The sequence below is a fragment of the Magnetospirillum sp. 15-1 genome, assembly GCF_900184795.1.
Taxonomy (GTDB): domain Bacteria; phylum Pseudomonadota; class Alphaproteobacteria; order Rhodospirillales; family Magnetospirillaceae; genus Phaeospirillum.
The window spans coordinates 679571-699004 of record NZ_FXXN01000028.1 but is presented as its reverse complement, the minus strand read 5'-3'; the positions used below and the strand labels follow the sequence as shown (position 1 = coordinate 699004).

23 protein-coding genes and 1 tRNA gene are annotated in these 19434 nt (G+C 59.6%); 8 read left to right on the top strand and 16 right to left on the bottom strand.

Going from position 1 to position 19434, the window contains the following annotated elements:
- Positions 1-498 precede the first annotated feature (498 nt).
- Together CP958_RS24580 and CP958_RS24575 are read left to right on the top strand one after the other, a co-directional pair.
- Positions 499-1782 carry a site-specific integrase gene (locus CP958_RS24580; RefSeq protein WP_096704793.1) on the top strand — a complete coding sequence of 428 codons (1284 nt, stop codon included), beginning with the start codon at positions 499-501 and terminating at the stop codon, positions 1780-1782.
- A gap of 9 nt (positions 1783-1791) precedes the next feature.
- Positions 1792-2097 (top strand): hypothetical protein, encoded by a 306-nt coding sequence (locus tag CP958_RS24575; RefSeq protein WP_096704792.1) that lies wholly within the window; start codon positions 1792-1794, stop codon positions 2095-2097.
- Between the two features lie 13 nt (positions 2098-2110).
- Here the strand turns inward: CP958_RS24575 and CP958_RS24570 are convergent, their stop codons facing one another.
- The 4 genes from CP958_RS24570 to CP958_RS26135 all read right to left on the bottom strand — a co-directional run bounded on the left by CP958_RS24570 (position 2111) and on the right by CP958_RS26135 (position 4106).
- Positions 2111-2545 (bottom strand): PIN domain-containing protein, encoded by a 435-nt coding sequence (locus CP958_RS24570; RefSeq protein ID WP_141400635.1) that lies wholly within the window; start codon positions 2543-2545, stop codon positions 2111-2113.
- A complete protein-coding gene (locus CP958_RS26140; protein ID WP_141400634.1) occupies positions 2538-2870 on the bottom strand; it encodes a hypothetical protein in 333 nt (110 codons plus the stop codon). Before CP958_RS26140 ends, CP958_RS24570 begins: the two co-directional genes overlap by 8 nt.
- A 139-nt stretch (positions 2871-3009) precedes the next feature.
- On the bottom strand, positions 3010-3321 hold the full coding sequence (locus CP958_RS24565) for a hypothetical protein (RefSeq protein ID WP_141400633.1): 312 nt from the start codon (positions 3319-3321) through the stop codon (positions 3010-3012).
- 8 nt (positions 3322-3329) lie between these two features.
- Positions 3330-4106: a hypothetical protein gene (locus CP958_RS26135; protein WP_141400632.1), complete on the bottom strand. Its 777-nt coding sequence runs from the start codon at positions 4104-4106 to the stop codon at positions 3330-3332.
- 257 nt (positions 4107-4363) lie between these two features.
- Here CP958_RS26135 and CP958_RS26130 point away from each other — a divergent pair, with 257 nt between their 5' ends.
- The 5 genes from CP958_RS26130 (at position 4364) to CP958_RS27490 (ending at position 9059) form a co-directional block, all read left to right on the top strand.
- On the top strand, positions 4364-5506 hold the full coding sequence (locus CP958_RS26130; RefSeq protein ID WP_141400631.1) for a hypothetical protein: 1143 nt from the start codon (positions 4364-4366) through the stop codon (positions 5504-5506).
- A 528-nt stretch (positions 5507-6034) separates the two neighbouring features.
- Entirely contained in the window at positions 6035-6718 is a 684-nt protein-coding gene (locus CP958_RS24555) for a hypothetical protein (protein ID WP_096704788.1), read from the top strand.
- Positions 6719-6724: 6 nt separating this feature from the next.
- On the top strand, positions 6725-7276 hold the full coding sequence (locus CP958_RS24550; protein WP_096704787.1) for a hypothetical protein: 552 nt from the start codon (positions 6725-6727) through the stop codon (positions 7274-7276).
- 523 nt (positions 7277-7799) lie between these two features.
- Positions 7800-8330: a replication initiation protein gene (locus tag CP958_RS27495; protein WP_096704786.1), complete on the top strand. Its 531-nt coding sequence runs from the start codon at positions 7800-7802 to the stop codon at positions 8328-8330.
- 9 nt (positions 8331-8339) lie between these two features.
- Positions 8340-9059 (top strand): replication initiation protein, encoded by a 720-nt coding sequence (locus tag CP958_RS27490; protein WP_347337854.1) that lies wholly within the window; start codon positions 8340-8342, stop codon positions 9057-9059.
- Between the two features lie 29 nt (positions 9060-9088).
- Here CP958_RS27490 and CP958_RS24535 read toward each other — a convergent pair whose 3' ends face one another.
- From CP958_RS24535 to mnmA, 4 genes are all read right to left on the bottom strand, one after another.
- Positions 9089-10033, bottom strand: a complete 945-nt coding sequence (locus CP958_RS24535) for a hypothetical protein (protein WP_096704784.1) — start codon at positions 10031-10033, stop codon at positions 9089-9091.
- Positions 10034-10780: 747 nt separating this feature from the next.
- Entirely contained in the window at positions 10781-11005 is a 225-nt protein-coding gene (locus tag CP958_RS24525; protein ID WP_096704782.1) for an AlpA family phage regulatory protein, read from the bottom strand.
- 380 nt (positions 11006-11385) lie between these two features.
- A tRNA-Met gene (locus CP958_RS24520) sits at positions 11386-11462 on the bottom strand.
- Between the two features lie 43 nt (positions 11463-11505).
- Positions 11506-12627, bottom strand: a complete 1122-nt coding sequence (gene mnmA, locus CP958_RS24515; protein ID WP_096704781.1) for a tRNA 2-thiouridine(34) synthase MnmA — start codon at positions 12625-12627, stop codon at positions 11506-11508.
- Positions 12628-12722: 95 nt separating this feature from the next.
- Here mnmA and CP958_RS24510 point away from each other — a divergent pair, with 95 nt between their 5' ends.
- Entirely contained in the window at positions 12723-13325 is a 603-nt protein-coding gene (locus tag CP958_RS24510; RefSeq protein WP_096704780.1) for a methyltransferase domain-containing protein, read from the top strand.
- A gap of 21 nt (positions 13326-13346) precedes the next feature.
- On the opposite strand, the gene CP958_RS24505 is transcribed toward CP958_RS24510, so the two are convergent.
- From CP958_RS24505 to CP958_RS24470, 8 genes are all read right to left on the bottom strand, one after another.
- Positions 13347-14048 carry a DUF599 domain-containing protein gene (locus CP958_RS24505; protein ID WP_096704779.1) on the bottom strand — a complete coding sequence of 234 codons (702 nt, stop codon included), beginning with the start codon at positions 14046-14048 and terminating at the stop codon, positions 13347-13349.
- Positions 14049-14185: 137 nt separating this feature from the next.
- The gene (iscX, locus tag CP958_RS24500; RefSeq protein WP_170959101.1) at positions 14186-14386 is read right to left on the bottom strand and encodes a Fe-S cluster assembly protein IscX; all 201 of its coding nucleotides are present in this window, start codon (positions 14384-14386) and stop codon (positions 14186-14188) included.
- A gap of 7 nt (positions 14387-14393) precedes the next feature.
- Positions 14394-14732 carry a ferredoxin family 2Fe-2S iron-sulfur cluster binding protein gene (locus CP958_RS24495; RefSeq protein ID WP_096704777.1) on the bottom strand — a complete coding sequence of 113 codons (339 nt, stop codon included), beginning with the start codon at positions 14730-14732 and terminating at the stop codon, positions 14394-14396.
- Between the two features lie 18 nt (positions 14733-14750).
- Positions 14751-16643, bottom strand: a complete 1893-nt coding sequence (gene hscA / locus CP958_RS24490) for a Fe-S protein assembly chaperone HscA (protein ID WP_096704776.1) — start codon at positions 16641-16643, stop codon at positions 14751-14753.
- A gap of 16 nt (positions 16644-16659) precedes the next feature.
- Positions 16660-17286: a Fe-S protein assembly co-chaperone HscB gene (hscB, locus tag CP958_RS24485; RefSeq protein WP_096704775.1), complete on the bottom strand. Its 627-nt coding sequence runs from the start codon at positions 17284-17286 to the stop codon at positions 16660-16662.
- Positions 17287-17326: 40 nt separating this feature from the next.
- Positions 17327-17662, bottom strand: a complete 336-nt coding sequence (locus CP958_RS24480) for an iron-sulfur cluster assembly accessory protein (protein WP_096704774.1) — start codon at positions 17660-17662, stop codon at positions 17327-17329.
- Positions 17663-17701: 39 nt separating this feature from the next.
- On the bottom strand, positions 17702-18082 hold the full coding sequence (iscU, locus tag CP958_RS24475) for a Fe-S cluster assembly scaffold IscU (RefSeq protein WP_008619274.1): 381 nt from the start codon (positions 18080-18082) through the stop codon (positions 17702-17704).
- Between the two features lie 81 nt (positions 18083-18163).
- Entirely contained in the window at positions 18164-19420 is a 1257-nt protein-coding gene (locus CP958_RS24470; protein WP_096704773.1) for an IscS subfamily cysteine desulfurase, read from the bottom strand.
- Between the last annotated feature and the right edge of the window lie 14 nt (positions 19421-19434).

Genomic DNA, 19434 nt, shown 5'->3' with positions numbered 1-19434 from the left:
CGCGGCGCTTCGCGTTGAAGTGGTTAATGGGGTGGTTTGGCTTTTGGCACCGAACGGTCAAAAGTGGCCCCAGTGGGCGGGAGATTTAGCACTGAACGGTCGAGAATTGGACAGAGTGCCTCTGGGGCCAGAATGCAAAGTATCCTGCGGCTTTCGGATGCGACAGAGGGTGAGTTGAGCCGCCTAGCGAGCTTTCAGTTGAATACTTTATACCCAAAACGCCCCGGAAAGCCAAAGGGGCTAGCCCTTGTAAGAGCTAACCCCTTGGATTTCCTTAGTCTCGATGGTAGCGGGAGAGGGACTTGAACCCCAGACCCCAGGATTATGATTCCTCCAGAAACCCGAAATTTAGCGGAACATCGCTTCTCACGCAACCGCGAAAACATGCGCAATTACAACGCGCTTGCGCGATTTGCTGAACATGGCGTAGCATGCGTGAACGTCCCCTAACGGGCGGAGTTTGTCCCCTAGGCGTCCCCTAGGAAAAGGGTTCAGACCATGCCGAAGATGAAACTCACCGCGCTTGCCGTTGCCCGCTTGCCGCTCCCGGAAAAGGGACAGGTGGAATATTTTGATGCCGCCATGCCCGCGTTCGGCGTGCGTGTGTCGGTGGCGGGCAGCCGCTCGTATTTCGTGATCACTCGCCTTCACGGGAAAAAGATCCGCCTCACCATCGGCCACGCGAAGGTGATGGAAGACGGCCCCGGCATCACCCTCAAGGATGCCCGCGAGAAGGCCGGGGAGTGGACGGAACTCACCGCACGCGGCATCGACCCCAGGGAACAGAAGGCCCAACAGAAAGAGGCCGATACCCAGCGAACCGCCGCCACCTTCGCGGCTGTTGCCGAGCGCTTCATGCGCCAGCACGCCGAACCCCACCTTGCGACGGCGACGCAGAAGGATTACCGGCTGGCGCTTTTCGGCGGATACACGACCGGATGGAAGGACAAACCCATCACCTCCATCACCCGCGCCGACGTTCGCGCTGTGCTCGATACGATGATCGAGAAAGGAAGCCCCAAGGGGGCGAACAAGATGCTCGCCTACCTCTCCAAGTTCTTCAATTGGTGCGCGGAACGGGATTTGCTCGAAGTGCCGCCGACCGACCGTATCAAGCCGCCATCTCCCAAGAGCATCGGCGAACGCACCTTGAACGAGAAGGAGATTGCTGAAGTTTTGGCCGCATTCGAGGTGGAAGGCGGCTTGTTCGGCGACCTGTTCAAACTCCTGCTGCTGACCGGCCAACGCCGCTGCGAGGTGGCGGGCATCAGCGAGAGCGAGCTTTCGGATACCGACACGGACAAGCCCAATTGGCATATTCCAGGGGATCGCACGAAGAACGGACGGCCCCATATCGTGCCGCTTTCCCCCCAGGTCGTCACCATCCTCACAGGTCGTCCGGTCGTCGGAGACATGGGATTGCTCCTCACCACCACCGGCAACACCCCGACCACCGGCTTCAGCAATGCCAAGGAACGGGTGGATGCCTGGATCGCCAAGCGGCGCGAGGAAGCGGACGAACAACCCATGCCGCGCTGGACGCTGCACGATCTACGGCGAACCATGGTGACGATGATGAATGAGCACGTCGGCATTGCCCCCCATGTGGTGGAAGCCTGCGTCAATCACGTCTCGGGAATGGCAAAGGCGGGCGTTGCCGGGGTGTACAACAAGGCCCTGTATATGGATGATCGACGCCGGGCGTTTGAAGCTTGGGCGAACTACCTGGACGGCCTCATCAGCCCCAAGGACACGACCAACGTGGTGAAGCTGCGGAAATAGGGAAACCCAATGATCAACATCGCTTCCCTACGGCGCACCTGCCCGGCCCTCCCGTCCCAATGGGAAGCAGAGACGGACGACGGGCGCACCGTCCTCATCCACTACAAACGCACCATCCTGACCGTTAGCTACCTGGGACCGGATCGGCGCGGGCGCGTCGAGGACTTCTTTCGGGCCACCCTGACGGCAGCCGATTTTGTGGATGGCGAACCGTATGACGACGGCTTTGCCGAATTCCCCACCATCAAATCCGTCCTGGTGAAGGCTGGTGTCCTGTCGTTTCCCGAGGGCGTGGACATCCCCGACGACTTCTGACCGCTCCGGCTGGCTACAGTTCCGAAAGCTGCACGACCTTCAAATCCGGCGTGCTCTTGATGCCCCGGTCATTGGTAACGAAAACGTCGCACCCGGAATCAATGGCGGATGAGACGTGGATGGCGTCAATCATCTTCAGTTTCTGCTCCGCGCCGATCCTGGCGGCACGCTCCAGAATTTCCCGCGCAACGGGGACGAGGTTGAACACGTCCATATCGCGGAACACCTCACGGTATTCCTCCGCAAGCGCCTCGCTCCCCTGCTTGTGCGCCCCGTGCAGACATTCGGCGATGGTGATTTCGCTGGTGACGAGCGCAATGCCCTGCTCCCCGGCATACCGGAAGAGCTTTTCGGCGAACGGCAAAAACTCCGGTGAGCCTTCGACCAGATAGATAAGGGTATTGGAGTCCGCGTAGATACGGCTTGCGTTCGATACGTCGCTATTCATCGCCCCGGAACTCACGGATACGCCGGTCGATATCTTCGGTGGTCTGTGGGCCGACCAGGGCGACACCCGCCCCCGCCTTGGCAAGCAGGCGCTCCATGCGGCTCTTGACGCCTTCGCCCGGAGCGCTGGCGGCTCCATCTGTCGCCAGCCCCTTCGAGGTCACCGGCACTCGTGCCTTCCCCGCGACATCAGCCAGACGCGAGCGTGGGCGCGGCGCGTTATCAACGACGACAACGGAAAAGCTCTCACCGGGCTTGATCCCCGCCCGGTTGGCAATGGCTTGATTGACCGTTTCCAGGGTCACGTCACGAATGACCGTTTCCATGTCAGCGCCTCAGCCTTCAACCACTTGTTTCATATGGGGAAATTAGAAGGTACGGCGACATTATACGCCATGTCGTCGATTTTCCAAATTTATCGGTCAGATCGTCACCAAGGTGACCGCAGCCAAACTTCCATCCAAGCTAATGTGACTCCCATGGCAAAACCGACTTAGTTTGAACGGCAACGATTCGATCAAAAACCAGATCGACAATGACGGCTGACGTAAAACCAACCTTAAATGTCAACGTCTCGGTCTCCACCCCAAGGACTCTTCGCGTTTCCTTATACGATGGCGTCGAACCCATCTTGGAAATCACCTCAACCCGGCTATCACCAGTTCGCAACTTTTCAGCCAAGCTCTTGGCATCATCGGCCAAAACCGGAGAGGAGGACATTACCATCATGGCTACGGCCACCATGACTCCCTGTATAGAAGTCAGAATATTTCTCATACTCCCCCCTATGTCTTCGAGAACGTCGTCGTGTCGTAGAACAGAGCAAGCGTCCTCACAAGTAGCTCCATGTGCGTCCGCCACATTTCCTCAAGAACACCCTCGGAATCAGCCAGTAATTTTTTCTTTATATTCTCTAAATTAGCTGATTCTATTTGGTATTCGTCCGGTCGCAGCCTCTTTGATTTTAACCGGCTCTCCAGAGCCACCTCAAGGGCGCGCGTTTGTTCGTACACATGATCCTTAACATCAAAAAGTTGTGAGCTTAGCGCCATGCGAGATTCGGCCTCCATTACTTGGAGCTCCGTCTTCAATGCCTGCGAGCTTCGCATATACTCAATGAAATTTTTCTTCTTCTCAATATCCAAATTCAAAGTAAGCTGCTGGCAAATAGACTCAAATTCTGCGCGAAAAATCAGCTCAGCAACTCTTTCGCATTCTTTTCGGCTAATATTGCGGAATGCCTTGTTATATATAACTCTATTGATGAACCCCATGTCTTTTTGGAGCTCAGCTAAGCGTTTCCGTCCTTTATCTATTGGGTCTGTAACGCTGTTTGCATCAAGTTCGGAAGCCTTTCGCTGCACGGATGGCATCTTTTCTAAAAAAACACCACCGCCCTGAGAATCGGACGAAACAAAATCTTGGCTATTACCCGCATTCGTCGGATTTCCAACAATTCCATATTGCGTACCAATCGGAGGCATATCGCCTTTATTTGAATCAGACTCGACGTTATCTTTCCCTATTTCGTCCAGGATCGAATCAAAGCGATCGGTCATCATAGCGCCTCCGAATCGTCTACCACTCAATTCACTTGATTTCATATATCGCCCCATCCGAATCGATGCAAGGAGAAGTAGGGGCAGCTGGAGGCCTCCTCCATATTCCAGGGATTACCTCAAAATGGATAGAGTGCGCCCCATCCTGCAAACGGTAAGGAATCGCCCCCCCTGCACCAGCACCACCTTGAATGGCAGGGCAATGCCGTGTAGCGTGCTCGACAAGCGACATCGTCCAAAAAAATTGCGCGAGATTAGCGATGATAAAAGGATTTCGGACAATAGTGCTCTATATCGTGTTGGGACCGATCATCCCGATAACATTTATTTTTATGATGGGCTATAGCTGGCTAATGACATCACAAGGCCTTACACTATTGCAGTTTGTTCCTCACGATGTTGACTTCCTACCCATAAAAATCAAAGGTGAATGGCTGTCATATCTACTTTCATTTTTTCTTCATGTATCAACCATGATGTACTACGTAGTAATAGCAACTAGGCGCAGAAAGAAAAGTGGCAATGTATGGTTTGCCATTGCAACGACATTATTTCTGACTTTTTTTTCATGGACTATATACGCAAACTTACTTTCTATAACATCTCGCGCAAAGAATGCTGATTATCCGAATACTATTACGTCTAACTTGGGAATAGTGAACCGCCTTGTCGACAACACTGCGCTAGAGATGAATAACGCAGTGGTCGGCGCTATCAATGCAAGGAATGTCCGAGCAACAGACAGTAGAAATGGGCTTGACGAATCTGGAATAAAAAAATGCGGGCCGCAATGCAGGGGCTTTCTCGATCAGAGAGACAGAATATCGAATCGATATTCTGTCTTCACCCAACCTATTGCCGCAGTTACGGCCAGCAAACCCGAGAACCATGACACAGATGGGCTCAACAGGTACTATGCAGAGACAATGGCTAGAGTTGAACAGCTCTCACAAAGAATTCTTCACTTTAATGAATTTGCCAAAGACGAGGACATCGGAACATCAATAAACATTGATTCCATAGAAAAGTCCACAGCACTAACTATTGTTAGGGGGATGTTTGGAAGACAAAATGCATTCAACCCAATAGACGAAGTTCAAAAAGAAATTGTCAGGAATTTCACGGAATTTCTACGCGGCTCCCCGGACGCGTCTTTTATAATTAGTCTTTTTCAAGCCATGCTTCCAGACATGATCTTATTCTATTTTTCGGCTATCAACAAAAGCTGGGGTGGCATCCGTGGATTCATAGAAGATGAGATCGACGACATTGAAAATGATAACGAACAAATCAGAAAAGTTGTTACTGCTCGCCAAAAAGGAAACTTTTGGAGTGGCGTAGAAAAAGCCAGCCGAGGCTCCCGTGACGCCCTGAATGCGATGAAGAGCAGGCTCGGTATATAAAATGATTTATCTCGTTCTTGGCGTACCATCCGCCTCTCTTCACTCTAATATATTGGCAACAGCATTCCGCAATAGAGTTATATGCCTCTCATTTTCTAGTGGTTCATGTGATGAGTATCACTCAATCTCATGAGCCTCTCTCAGTAGAGCTTCCATTGCACTCGCAATCTTCTGCGCATCCTCAGAAGATATCGATGAACCATCAGAGGTTGAATCGCGTATTGCCTTGGCATAGTCCCTTAACGCCAATGTAACGCTAGCAAGCCTTAGATTAAGCTCCACAATCTCTTTAGCCACATCTGAATGCAGTAAAGCATCAGGAATAGGTTGCATATACTAAATATTAAACGATAACTTGTTTAGTTTATATCATTTCTACAGAAAAAGCAAATAAAAGCGAACTAAATACTTTTCTGCACAATCATAGCAGGAAAACCCCCAGGTCGGATTTCGATTTTTCTCCCCCTCGTCGCCTGTTACCATTCCCCCCGCAACGGTATTGGTGAAGCGAGGAGCCAGGGAGGCGCGATGTACCCGGAAACACGGCACAAGGCGATCATCGCGCTTTCGTTTCTGATCGCCGTGGCATGGGCCAATTTCCAGCCCCACGCAAAGCCAGTTGAGGCTGGCGTTGTCGCCTTCATCTGCGCCTTTCCGCTGCTGTACGCCCTTTATTACGGCTTCCACGTCCTCGGCTGGGTGTTCTTCAGCGGCGAACGCGGCAACGGGCTGCGGATCATCCCCCGCATATTGGCGGGCATCACCTGGGCCGTCCGGTCGATCTTCCGCGCTATCGGCAATGTGATTCTGTGGCTGCTGCGGGGCGTCGTCTTCGTCACCAAGGCGGGCCGCAATGCCCATGAGCGCCACCAGTGGGAAAAGACCCGTCCAGAGCGGGAGCGACAGGCGGCGGAAGCCGCCCGGATCGAAGCTGAACGGGCCGAGGAGGAGCGGCGGAAGCGCCAACTTGCCGAGGACGAGGAACACCGCCGCCGGGTCGCCCGCGAAGCGGAAGTGACCGAGGCCCGCACCAAGGCCGAGCTTGCCGCCCGCCTCGCCATGCAGGACGAGGCCAACCGGCAGGCGCGGGAGCATGAGGCGCAAATGCTCTCCATCGAACAGGAACGCCTCGCCATCGCCGAACGGCGGGCCAAGCGCCACGACACCCTGTTGGGCACCCTCGCCGATCTGGTCGAGAAGTCGAAGGGATAAGGGCCGATGACCTTGGATAAATCCGACCGGTTGGAACTCGTCACCGCCGCCAACGATTCCCGGCACCGGGGCGCTTTGGAACGCCTGGAGCGGCAAAACGAATACCGGGTGCAACTGGCCGAAGCCAACCAGGAAATCGCACTGCGCACCGCCCGGATCGAAGGGGAATTCGCCGTCCGTCTGCGCGAGCTGGAGCACCAATACGGCCCACAGGAAAAGGCGCTCGACTTCAAATACCATGCCCTTCGGCACGAGCTGACCCTTGAGGAGATCGAAGAGCGCGAGATCATCGGCGCGTTCTATCGCATCGTCGAAAACATCGTCGCCCGCAATCTGAAGCTCTCCGAGGAGCGCGAACGCTCGCGCCTGGAAATCGAGCTTGCCGAAGTGACGGAACGGCACCGCGAGAATGAGCGGCAGCACGAGGTTTTGCGCGACCGGCTGGCGATGGATCGCGACGTGATGCAAAGCCGCCTCCGCAACGAGGAATTCAGCCACATCCAAACCGTCAGCCGGATCGAGATTCCGCTGATCTGCGCCAGCGCCACGACGATCTGACCACCCGGCTTTTGCCGCCGCCGAATGGCAAGCCGGGATTATTCCGGCGGTTGTTCGGATGATAGAGGGGCGAAATTTGCCCATTTTCCGGCCCATACAGAGCCGTTTGACCTTCGAGCCAGGGCGAACACCGTGAAAACGACAAACGCCCCTGAAATCGGCTTATTTTCAATTCCCCCGAAGGGGCCAAAGAACCAAAATTCAAAAACAACAACTCAAGACGCGCCCCGTGCGCGTTGTTGTAAATATTATACAATCTTTATAATAGTTTACGCCCTGGGATTTCCGCTATTTCAAGCCAACTCCGTTGCTGAAATGGGACACATTCCCCGCCAAGTGGGACAAATACCCCGTGGAAGTGGGACGTTTTCCCCGTGATATAGGACATATTCCCCGTGAAGTAGGACAAATTCCCCGTTGCCGAAGAAACCGCACGACAATGCGGAAAGCGCTGAAATGGGACAAAAATTTGACTCGTGTCCCATTATCCATAAAATCACGGCATTACTTATAAATACTCGCCATGCCGGATATCATCGTCACCAAGCCGAAGGAAAAGGCATTGGTGAAGCGCCACAATCATTTGATCGAGGCCCGCTATCGCCTTACCTTGCAAGAGCAACGCCTTTTGCTGTGGCTGTTTTCCGAGATCAAACCGGAGGACACGGATTTCAAACGCTACCGGGTGCGGATCGCCGACCTTGCCAAGCTGATCGGCATTTCGGACGGCGGCGGGCGGCTCTATCGCGAAATCATCGAAGTGACGGGCCGCTTGCGCAAGCGCGAGATCGACATTGAGGACATCAGCCGCAACGTCATCATCCAGGCCACCTGGATTGCCTCGGCCGAATATCAGTTTAACGAGGGCGTGGTGGAAATCTGCCTTGCCCCGGCGCTCATCCCCTATCTGCTGGATATCCGCAAGAACTACACCACCGTGGCGCTCAAATACGTCATCGGCGTAAAAAGCGCCTACGCCATCCGCCTCTATGAGCTGCTGAAGCAATACCAGGGCATCGGCAGCCGCGTTGTCTCCGTCGCCGATCTGCGCTGATTCTGCGGCATCGGGCCGGAGGATTACCGCTTCTACAAGGATTTGCGGGTGCGCATCGTCGATATGGCGCGGCGCGAGATCAACGCCAAGACCGATATAGCTTTCGAGTACGAGGAAATCAAGAAAGGCCGCAAGGTGGTGGCGCTGCGCTTCCGCATCACCAAGAACCCTCGCGCCGATACCCCCGACCCGCTGCGCGACGATCCTCGCCTTGCCCGCCTCGTCGCCCGCCTGACGGCCCACGGCATGGCCGAGGAAGCCGCCCGCGCCATCGTCCAGGCTCACGAGCCGGAGCTTGTGGAATGGGCCACCACCGACCTCGCCCGCAGGCTCAAGGGCAAGGAGAAGATCGAGAACCCCGCCGGATGGCTCAGAAAGGCCATTGAGGAGGATTGGCGACCGCAACCCACCCTATTCTCACAGGAGCAATCCCAGGCCCGCGAAAACGAGCGAGAGGCCGAGCGCGAGCGCCAGGATCATGAGGCCAAGACAGCGGAGGGACGCAAGGCGGACAGTGCCCGCGAGAAAGCCGCCATCATGGCGTTTATCGACGGACTGCCCGAGGACGAGCGGCAAGCCCTGGAACAGGGATTCCGCGAACACCTTGCCGGGACTGTTACTGGCATCGTTGCCAAGCGGTTCGAGGGCGGGGAGACATGGGTGGCCGACCCAATCTTACGGGCGAAGGCGGCAGACTTTATCAGGACAAGGAGCAATGGGAAATGGTGACAGCTACGAGCGTCAAGCACCCATTGCTCCTAATATGGCTCATTATTGTCATCATCGTAACCGGCATAATCATCATCATCAGGCTCAGCATAATATTCAGCCGCATGGTAAACAACCGTATTTGTATACTTATCCCCAATACCGCATGCCGTTAGCTGCGGAAGACCGGAAATCTTCAAGCCGCAAGCAATGCATTGAAATTTACTTGGAAGATGCTGCTGCTTCTCGGTAATAACATCACCATCAATCGTCTTTTTGGGTGATGAGACAGGATCTCCAGTCAATAGAGACTGCGCCCCGCAGGATGGGCATGACACGACATGCCCAACGCTTCTCATCGCCCAGGAAACAGATTTTGCCTTCAGCTTTTCCTGATCTTCTTCATCTTTCTGAGACCAAACAGTTTGATGTGCCTTGATAAGCCCGGCCACAGCTTTCGCCGCCTCATCTTTTGCTGCGGCGACAACCTTTCCTGCAACATCGGCTTCCTCAGAACCAATTAGATCGGCTAAGGAATGCCCCATCGATTGAAGAAGGACATCACAGGCTTGGTAAAATGAGGCAAGCCACGATGAGCTTCCCGCGTCAAAGGGGGCCTCCGCTGAATGTAGCTCAGAATTTCGCTTACCAACAAGCGTTGCACTCGGCTCTTTAAGAGGAACAAACTCAGGAATCAACTCAGATAGACGAGTAAAAACATCAGTAATAGCAATAGATTTTGGCGAGAATTTTTGCTTCGTCGGCTTCAAGCCAATTGAATAATAAATATTATTTCTGTCATCAGCCTCAGCAAGGAGAACAGGATTGATGTGCGCCAGCGCTGCGCGCGCAATAACTTCGAGAACGAAGCTAGACCAAAGCCCACAACGCCAATCATCGTGCGTATACAGAAGCATTTCTTCGGCATACCGCTGCGCTTTGGCGAATAGAGCGTCACTATCCCAGCTCATTACGAGTGGCTCTGGCGTATTCATCAGTGGAGATCCTTGAGGTAAACGCGCTCGATTGTACGTGAATAACAATGCATTGGCACGGCGGAACGCCCGTGAATCATTCTCCAATTATCCAATATGAGGGTATCACCCCTATTTTTCAGGGAGATAGCCGCAGTGTGCGCTTCACACAAAATGTTCCGAAACGCCCTCATTCCAAACTCCCCAGCCTCGGAGCCAGAACGTAGAAACAACTCGTCCCACCGTATCCGGAAGGAACCACACCGGGTCTTTTGAAAAAGATGAAGGAGTTGCAGTCCTCCGGCTACGGGCCTTCGCGGCTTCATAATTGTACGGGTCGCATGAACTGCGCCCATTTTCCCAATCAGCTCGAAGCCGTCTGTTATGAGCGTTGCCACGTCCTCGAACCCCACGAGGCAGCGCAAGAGTAGGTAACGCGGGGGCACCTGCCAATGGGCCAAATCTGTATGCATCGGAAATGGGCCAACGCCAAAATTACCGCTGTATGTATTCGGCGGGGCGTCATCTGCCTGAGTCGGACAAAGCATATGGACCGGCCCAGTCACCCCCAATGCAACCGGCTCGCCTAAGCAGCTCGATATGACAGAGGTTGGCTGTTCGGGGCGATAGCCGCCCAAAAAGGCGTATCCTCGCTCGTTGACTTCCGAGAGCAAAATCCCCCCCCCTGAATGTCCGCAGAATAACCGAATCTGCGGCTGGAAGAAAACGGGGCTGGCCGGTTGTGCACACCGGCCAGCCCCCGCCCCGTCAAAAGGAAGTCTCGTGAGAGGGTGTATCGCGTTCGGCAATACGCTCACTCACCCACGCATCCACCTCGGACATCACCCACGCGACCCGACCCGGACCAAGGTTTACCCGCTTGGGGAATTTCCCCGCCGCTTCGAGCCGCCCGATATGTTGAGGCGTATACGGGATGCCGCAGACGCTCTTGAGCTCTTTCTTCGACACGAGCCGCTTATCAAACTGGATCATCGGATTTCTCCCTCTCGGGAGGCATCGCGATGCCCCGGTTAAAAAGCCGCACCGGTAGGCAGGGAAATGGTAGCGCCATGGTCGCGTACCTGTCGAGAGCTTCGCCAGTGGCAGGCGCCCCCCCCCAACAGGCTTTAGGGGACGTTCTTAGGGGACGCCTAGGGGACAAACGGCCCGGCCTCACCATCGGTGGGGAACAAGAAATCCGGGCCGATGGAAGCCCTCGAAAACCCAGATAAAGCGAGCAAGACCGAGGAACCCGCCGCATTGGCCGAGCCAAGCCCCCCGTCCCCTGCCGTTTTTGTCCCCTAGAATGTCCCCTAGACGCCCAAAAACGATCAAGGGGTTAGCCCATTTCTGAGCTAACCCCTTGATTTAATTGGTAGCGGGAGAGGGACTTGAACCCCCGACCCCAGGATTATGATTCCCGTGCTCTAACCAGCTGAGCTACCCCGCCATCGCGTCGAGAGCGGTTCGTATAATGGTCCGGGCGATTGCTGTCAAGCCTCTCTCGCAGGTGTGATCCAGCCGCCGCCCAGCACGCGTTCGTCCTGGTAGAAAACACAGGCCTGGCCGGGGGCGACGCCTTGTTCCGGCTCGTCGAGAATCACCTCGGCCCGATCATCGGGCAGGCGGCGCAGCAGGGCCGGGGCCGGCGGGCGGGTGGAGCGGACCTTGACGGCGACGCGCAGCTCCGTCTCGTCGCCGCCCAGCCAGTTGACCGCCTCCACATGGACCGTGGGGCAGTTCAGATCCTGGCGGCCGCCGACCACCACCCTGCCGGTGTCGGGCTCCAGTGCTACCACGTAGAGCGGCGGGCCGCCGCCCAGGCCGAGGCCCCTGCGCTGGCCGATGGTGTAGTGGATCAGCCCCGGATGGCGGCCCAGCACCTTGCCCGAGGTGTCGACGATCTCGCCCGGCCGCGCCGCGTCGGGGTGCAGGCGGGTGACCAGCCCGGCATAGTCGCCGTCGGGTACGAAGCAGATGTCCTGGCTGTCGCGCTTGGCGGCCACCGGCAGGCGGTGGCGCGCCGCGATGGCCCGCGTCTCGTCCTTGCCCGCCATATTCCCTAAGGGAAAGCGCAGGAAATCCAGCTGGGTCCTGGTGGTGGCGAACAGGAAATAGCTCTGGTCGCGCCCCGGATCGCGGCCGGTCCACATCTCCGCCCCCCGGGGACCCGAGCGCCGGCGGACGTAATGGCCGGTGGCCAGGACGTCGGCGCCCAGGTCGCGGGCCACGCCGGCCAGGTCGCGGAACTTGACCGTGCGGTTGCATTCGACACAAGGGACCGGAGTGCGCGCCGCCAGATAGGTCTGGGCGAAGCGCTCGACCACGTCCTTGCGGAAGGTCTCCTCGAAATCCAGCACGTAATGGGGAATGCCCAGGGCATCGGCCACGGCGCGGGCGTCGTGGATGTCCTTGCCGGCGCAGCAGGTGTTGGGGCGGCAGGCGCCGGGCTCGATGCCGCTGGCCGCCATGTCGTAGAGTTGCAGCGTGACGCCGACCACGTCGTAGCCCTGCTCCTTCAGCAGCGCCGCGGTCGCCGAGGAATCCACCCCGCCCGACATGGCGACCACCACGCGGGTGGCCGAAACGGGCTTGTCGATGTCGAGACTGTTCATACCCTCCTTGTAGGGGATGGGCGGGGCGCGTTGCAACGAGGCCGTGGTGCCTGTAGAACTGGGCCGTCATTTCCCCCCTCGTCCGGACCGGTCCCATGGCCTCGAAGAAAAAGTCGGCTTCGCCCTCCAAGCTTAATCTCGGCTGCGGCCGCGATGTGCGCGACGGCTGGATCAATCTGGATTCCATGGCCCTGCCCGGCGTGGACGTGGTCGCCGACCTGTCGCTGTGCGCCACCACCCCCCTGCCCTTCGAGGCCGACAGCATGGACGAGTTCCTGCTGTCCCATCTGCTGGAGCACATCCCCAATCCCCTGCCCCTGATGCAGGAGCTGTGGCGCATCGCCAAGCCGGGGGCCAAGATGCAGATCAGGGTCCCCCACGGCGCCCATGACGACGCCTGGACCGATCCCACCCATGTGAAGCCCTATTTCGCGCGAAGCTTCGGCTATTTCTCCCAGCCCTGGTACTGGCGGGCCGATTACGGCTATCGCGGCGACTGGCAGCCGGAGCTGGTCACCTATTCGGTCCCCCGGCGTCGCTTCGCCGGCCAGATGCCCGCCCAGATCCTCGAGCAGGTCGACGGCCTCCGGAACGTGGTCACCGAGATGATCGTCGATCTGGTGGCGGTCAAGCCCCTGCGCCAGCCCAGGAAGGAGCTGATGCAGGCAGCCAACATCAAGATTTCCCTGGCGGAATAGCCGGCCGGGGCGACGGCCCGATCAGACCGGCGGCACCGCCGCGTTGAGCGCCTTGAGCGTCTTCGAGCGGAATTCCCGACGGTAGAGCACCGCCACCACGGCGGCGGTGGCCGCCACGAAGGCGCCGGCGTGGAAGAACCAGATCATCATGGCCAGCGCGAAGTAATAGGCGCGCAGGCCCCGGTTGAAGCTGTTGGCGGCCAGGGCGTTGAGCCGCGCCGCATGCACGGCGAAGCGGTCCTTGGCCTCGACCGTGGCCGAGGGCTCGGGCGCCGCCCCCAGCAGGATGCAGCAGTAATTGAACTGGCGCAGCGACCAGGTGATCTGGAAGAAGGCGTAGACGAACACGCCGGCCAGCAGCATCACCTTGGCCTCGAAGGCGCCCTGGGCCATGGGCGCCACCAGCGGCAGGTCGCGCACCACGGTATAAGCCCGCTCGCCCGAGCCGATCAGTGCCACCAGACCGCCGAGAATCAGGATGGAGGCCGAGGCGAAGAACGATACCGCCCGCATCAGATTGCCCAGCAAGGCGCTGTCGGCCACCCGCGCCTCGCGGTCGCACAGCGCCCGCATCCAGGTATGCCGGTGCCGCGCCGTGGCGGCCAGCAGGGAATGACCGCCCAGCGTCAGGCGATCGGCGATGACGGTATAGCCGACCCACAGCGCCAGGAAGGCGGCGAAGGCGGCCAGATCGATGGTGGGCAGCAGGGCGAAGGGGTTCATTCCCGGTTTCCCAATGGCAAGCGTCACGCCCGGACGTGTTCCGGGCATCCGCGCCGTTCGGCGGCGTCAAAGTCTTTCAGGTGGCACCACGTGGATCACCGGGTCAAGCCCGGTGACGACGACGGATGGCCCGGATACTAATCCCGCTCGTCGATCCAGGCCATCTGGATAGCCTCGAGAATCTTCTCGTTGGACTTGGCGGGGTCGTCGGCGAAGCCGGGCAGGTCGCAGACCCACTGGTGCAGGTCGGTGAAGCGCAGATTGACGTTGTCGGCGTCCGCGTGCGCTTCCTCCAGGGCGATGGCGATGTCGAGGGTATCGGTCCACTTCATCGCCATCCACTCCCTACTTCTTGTCGACCATCATGTTGCGGGTGGCGGCCGGCAGGGTGACCTCCAGGCCGTCCAAATCCTTGCTCATGATGATCTGGCAGCCCAGGCGCGAGGTGGCGGTCAGGCCGAAGGCCAGGTCCAGCATGTCTTCCTCGTCCTCGGTGGCGGGCGACAGCTTGTCGTACCATTCCTTGGCGACCACCACGTGACAGGTGGAACAGGCCAGCGAGCCCTCACAGGCGCCTTCCAGCTCGATCTTGTTGCGGTGGGCCACTTCCAGTACCGACAGGCCTTCGGCGGCGTCGACTTCCTTGCGGGTTCCGTCGGGGGCGATGAACGTCATCTTGGGCATAGGCTGGCCTTTTCCTGTCTATTCGCCGCTCAGGGCGTCGTCGAGCTTTTCCACCGTCATGCCGGCCAGGGCGGCCCGGATGCCACGGTCCATCCGCCGTTCGGCGAAGGTCTTGGTGGCGGCCTCCAGCGCTTCCGACGCGGCCGTGACGGCATCGCGGTCGCCGGATGCGATGGCGCGATCCACCCCGGCGATGGCTGCATCGATATCCTGTCGCTCGGCCGGAGACAAGAGGTCAGAATCGACGTTGAGCGCCGCCTGCACCGCCAGCACCGAGCGCCGGGCCTCGACCGCCGTCTCGGCGAACAGGCGCGACGCCATGTCGTCCTTGGCGTTGACCAGGGAATCGCGCAGCATGTTGGCCATTTCGTCCTCGGTCAGGCCATAGGACGGCTTGACCGCCACCTGCTGCTCGACGCCGGTGGTGGCCTCGCTGGCGGTGACGGTCAGCAGGCCGTCGGCGTCCACCGTGAAGGTGACGCGGATGCGCGCCGCGCCCGCCGCCATGTTGGGAATGCCGCGCAACACGAAACGGGCCAGCGAGCGGCATTGGTCGACCATCTCGCGCTCGCCCTGGAGCACGTGGATGGCCATGGCGGTCTGGCCGTCCTGATAGGTGGTGAATTCCTGGGCCATGGCCACGGGAATGGGGGTGTTGCGCGGAATGACCTTCTCCACGATGCCGCCCATAGTCTCGATGCCCAGCGACAGCGGGGTCACGTCCAGCAGCAAGGTGTCGGAGCCGATGGTCAGCGCCTCGGCCTGCAGGGCGGCGCCGACCGCCACCACCTCGTCCGGATTGATGTCGGCCAGGGGCTCGCGGCCGAACAGCTCCTTGACCTTGCGGCGGACCAGCGGCATGCGGGTCGAGCCGCCCACCAGGACCACACCCTGGATGTCGGACACGTCGATGCCGGCGTCCTCGATCACGCCCCGGCAGATGGACACGGTCTTGTCCACCCAGGGCAGGGCCAGGGCCTCCAACTCGTCGCGGGTCATGGCGTGGCGCGACGGCTTGCCGTCCACCTCGATCATCCAGTCGCCGGCCGCGCGGCCCGACAGGCATTCCTTGGCGACGCGGGCGGCGGCCAGGGCCTGCTTGGCCTCGCCCGCCGTGATGGTCTCCACCCCATGTTCCCCGGCCCGCTCGGCCAGGAAGCGCTCGGCGATGGCGTGGTCGATGTCGTCGCCGCCCAAAGCGGCGTCGCCGCCGGTGGACCTGACCTGGAACACGCCCTTTTCCATGCGCAGGATGGAGATGTCGAAGGTGCCGCCGCCCAGATCATAGACGGCGTAAAGCCCCTCGGCCGCATTATCCAGGCCATAGGCCAGGGCGGCCGCCGTGGGTTCGTTGACCAGACGCAGCACTTCGAGGCCGGCCAGGCGGGCGGCGTCCTTGGTGGCCGTGCGGGCGGCATCGTCGAAATAGGCGGGAACGGTAACCACGGCGCGGTCGACGCTCTTGCCCTGGGCCTCCTCGGCGCGGGCCTTGACGGCGCGCAGGATGTCGGCCGACACCTCGACCGGAGTGAGGGTGCGGCCGGCGACCTTGAGGCGCACCATGCCACCGTCGGCGGCCACGTCCAGGGTGTAGGGCAGCGTGCCGGCCAGGGTCTTCAGATCCTCGGTGCCGCGGCCCATCAGGCGCTTGACCGAACTGACCACATGGTCGGGAGCTTCCAGGATCATGCGCCGCGCGTCCGAACCCACCGTGACCACGCCATCGTCGGCGTAATACACCACCGAGGGGATCAGCCCCTTGCCTTCGGCATCGCGCAGAACCTCGGTCTCGCCGTCGCGGGCCAGCGCCACCACCGAATTGGTGGTGCCCAGGTCGATGCCGACCGCCAGGCCGCGCTCGGATTCGTGGGGGGCCGGGCTCTCGCCGGGTTCATGGAGCTGCAACAGCATCTAGGGCAACCTTGTCTTAAGAGGGCAGTCTGAGGGCACGGGTTTTCTTGGCACGGGCCTCTTCGGCCAGCTTGGCGAGGTATTTCAGGCGAATGGTCAGGTGACCGGCCTCCTCCAGATTGGAGGCGTTGATGGCGGCCGAGATGTGGCACTGGCAGGCGATCACCTCGGATTCCGCCTCCATGGCCAGCTTGGCGATCTGCTCGGGCGACGAGGCTTCGGCCAGGGCTTCGCGCTTTTCCATCTGCTCCATCAGCAACTCGCGGTCGTTGATGGTGCCACAAGCGGTGAGGTCCACCGGATGGCCGAGGTAATTGAGCAGATAGGCCGCGCGCTTCAGCGGGTCCTTCAGAGTCTCGTAGGCCTCGTTGAGCGCGGTGGCCTGCGACTGGGACAGCGCCTTTTCCTTGCCCGACTTGGACGCGAAGCGGTCGGGATGCAGCCGCTTCTGAAAGCCGAAATACTGGCGCTGCAGGGCATCCAGGTCGAGGTCGAAGGACGGCGGAATGCCCAGGCGGGCGAAGTGATCGATGGTGCCCGGCCCCTGGACGGCGCCACACACCGAACAGAACAGGGCACGCATCGCCACCGGCCCCTTGCAGGACCAACAGGAAACGATCTGGGCGGCGGCGGGGGCGTTCATCGTCCTCTCCGGTTCCTTTTATTTTTGAGGTGACGCGGGCTCAGACGTGGAAGGACTCGCCGCAGCCGCAACGCCCCTTCTCGTTGGGATTCTTGAAGACGAAACCCGACTGCATCTTGTCCTCGACGAAGTCCATCTCGGTGCCGAGGATGAACATGGTCGCCTTGGGGTCGATCAGCACGGTGACGCCCTTGTCCTCGAGAATCTCGTCGAACTGCGACTTCTCGTCGGCGTATTCCAGGGTGTAGGACATGCCCGAGCAGCCCTTTGAGCGCACGCCGATGCGGATGCCGACGCTGGGCTTGCCGCGCTTGGCCAACAGAACCTTGACCCGCTCGGCGGCGGCGTCGGTGATGGTCATGGGAGCAGGTGCCATGGTGTTCCCCTCTTCTCGTCTAACCGCGCCTCAAGCCGATCAGCCCGACTTCTTCTTGTAGTCGGCGATGGCGGCCTTGATAGCATCCTCGGCCAGCACCGAACAATGGATCTTGACCGGCGGTAGGGCCAGTTCATGGGCGATGTCGGTGTTCTTGATGGAAGCCGCCTCGTCCAGGGTCTTGCCCTTCACCCATTCGGTGACCAGGGAGCTCGATGCAATCGCCGAGCCACAGCCAAACGTCTTGAACTTGGCGTCCTCGATGATGCCCTCGGCGCTGACCTTGATCTGCAGCTTCATCACGTCGCCGCAGGCCGGGGCGCCGACCAGGCCGGTACCGACGGCATGATCGTCCTTGTCCAGAGCACCCACGTTGCGGGGGTGCTCGTAGTGGTCGATAACCTTGTCGCTGTAAGCCATAACCGTTCTCCAACTGTCCCTCGGGCCTCAGCCCGGAATCATTCTAAGGCAATTCGGTACCGAATTGCGTAGAAATTTGCTTCAGTGCTCGGCCCATTCGATGGACTTGATGTCGACGCCTTCCAGGTGCATGTCCCACAGCGGGCTCATGGCGCGCAAGTGCTCCACCGCCTGGGTGATGTGGTCGATGGCGAACTCGATATCCTCGTCGGTGGTGAAGCGCCCCAGGCCCAGGCGCAGCGACGTATGGGCCATCTCCACGTCGACTCCCAGGGCGCGCAGCACGTAGGACGGCTCCAGCGAGGCGGAGGTGCAGGCCGAGCCCGACGACACCGCCAGTTCCTTGACGCCCATCATCAGCCCCTCGCCCTCGACGAAGGCGAACGAGATGTTCAGGTTGCCGGGGATACGGTGGTCCAGGTCGCCGTTGACGTAGATTTCCGGCAGGCGCTGCTTCAGCCCGCCCAGCAGACGGTTGCGCAGGCCCATCAGGCGCTCGTTCTCGGCCCCCATCTCCGCCTTGGCGATGACGCAGGCCTCGCCGAAGCCGACGCACAGCGGAGTCGGCAGGGTCCCCGAGCGCATGCCGCGCTCCTGGCCGCCGCCGGTGATCAGCGGCACCAGACGGACGCGCGGGCGGCGGCGGACATAGAGCGCGCCGACCCCCTTTGGCCCATACAGCTTGTGCGCCGAGATGCTCATCAGGTCGATGTTCATGGCGTTGACGTCCAGCGGAATCTTGCCTACCGCCTGGGCACAATCGGTATGAAAGAAGGCACCCTTCTTGCGGCAGATGGCGCCGATCTCGGCCAGGGGCTGGATCACGCCGATCTCGTTGTTGACCGCCATGACCGAGACGATGGCGGTCTTGTCGGTGATGGCGGCTTCAAGCTCGCCCAGATCGACCAGCCCGTCGGTCTTGACCGGCAGATAGGTCACCGAGAAGCCTTCCTGTTCCAGGTAGCGGCAGGTGTCGAGCACGCATTTGTGCTCGGTCACCACGGTGACGATGTGGTTCTTCTTGTCCTTGTAGAAGTGGGCGACGCCCTTCAAGGCCAGATTGTTGGACTCGGTGGCCCCCGAGGTGAAGATCACCTCCTTGGCATCGGCACCGATGATGTCGGCGATCTGCTCGCGGGCCTTTTCCACCGCTTCCTCGGCTTCCCAGCCATAGCGATGGTTGCGCGAATGAGGGTTGCCGAACTTCTCGGTGAACCAGGGCAGCATGACCTCGACCACGCGGGGGTCGCAGGGCGTCGTCGCCTGATAGTCCAGGTAGACCGGCGCCCCGGGCGCGCGGGGCAGGCTGGGGCGGGTCGTCTTGCCGAGAGCTGTCATTTGCGAAGATCCCT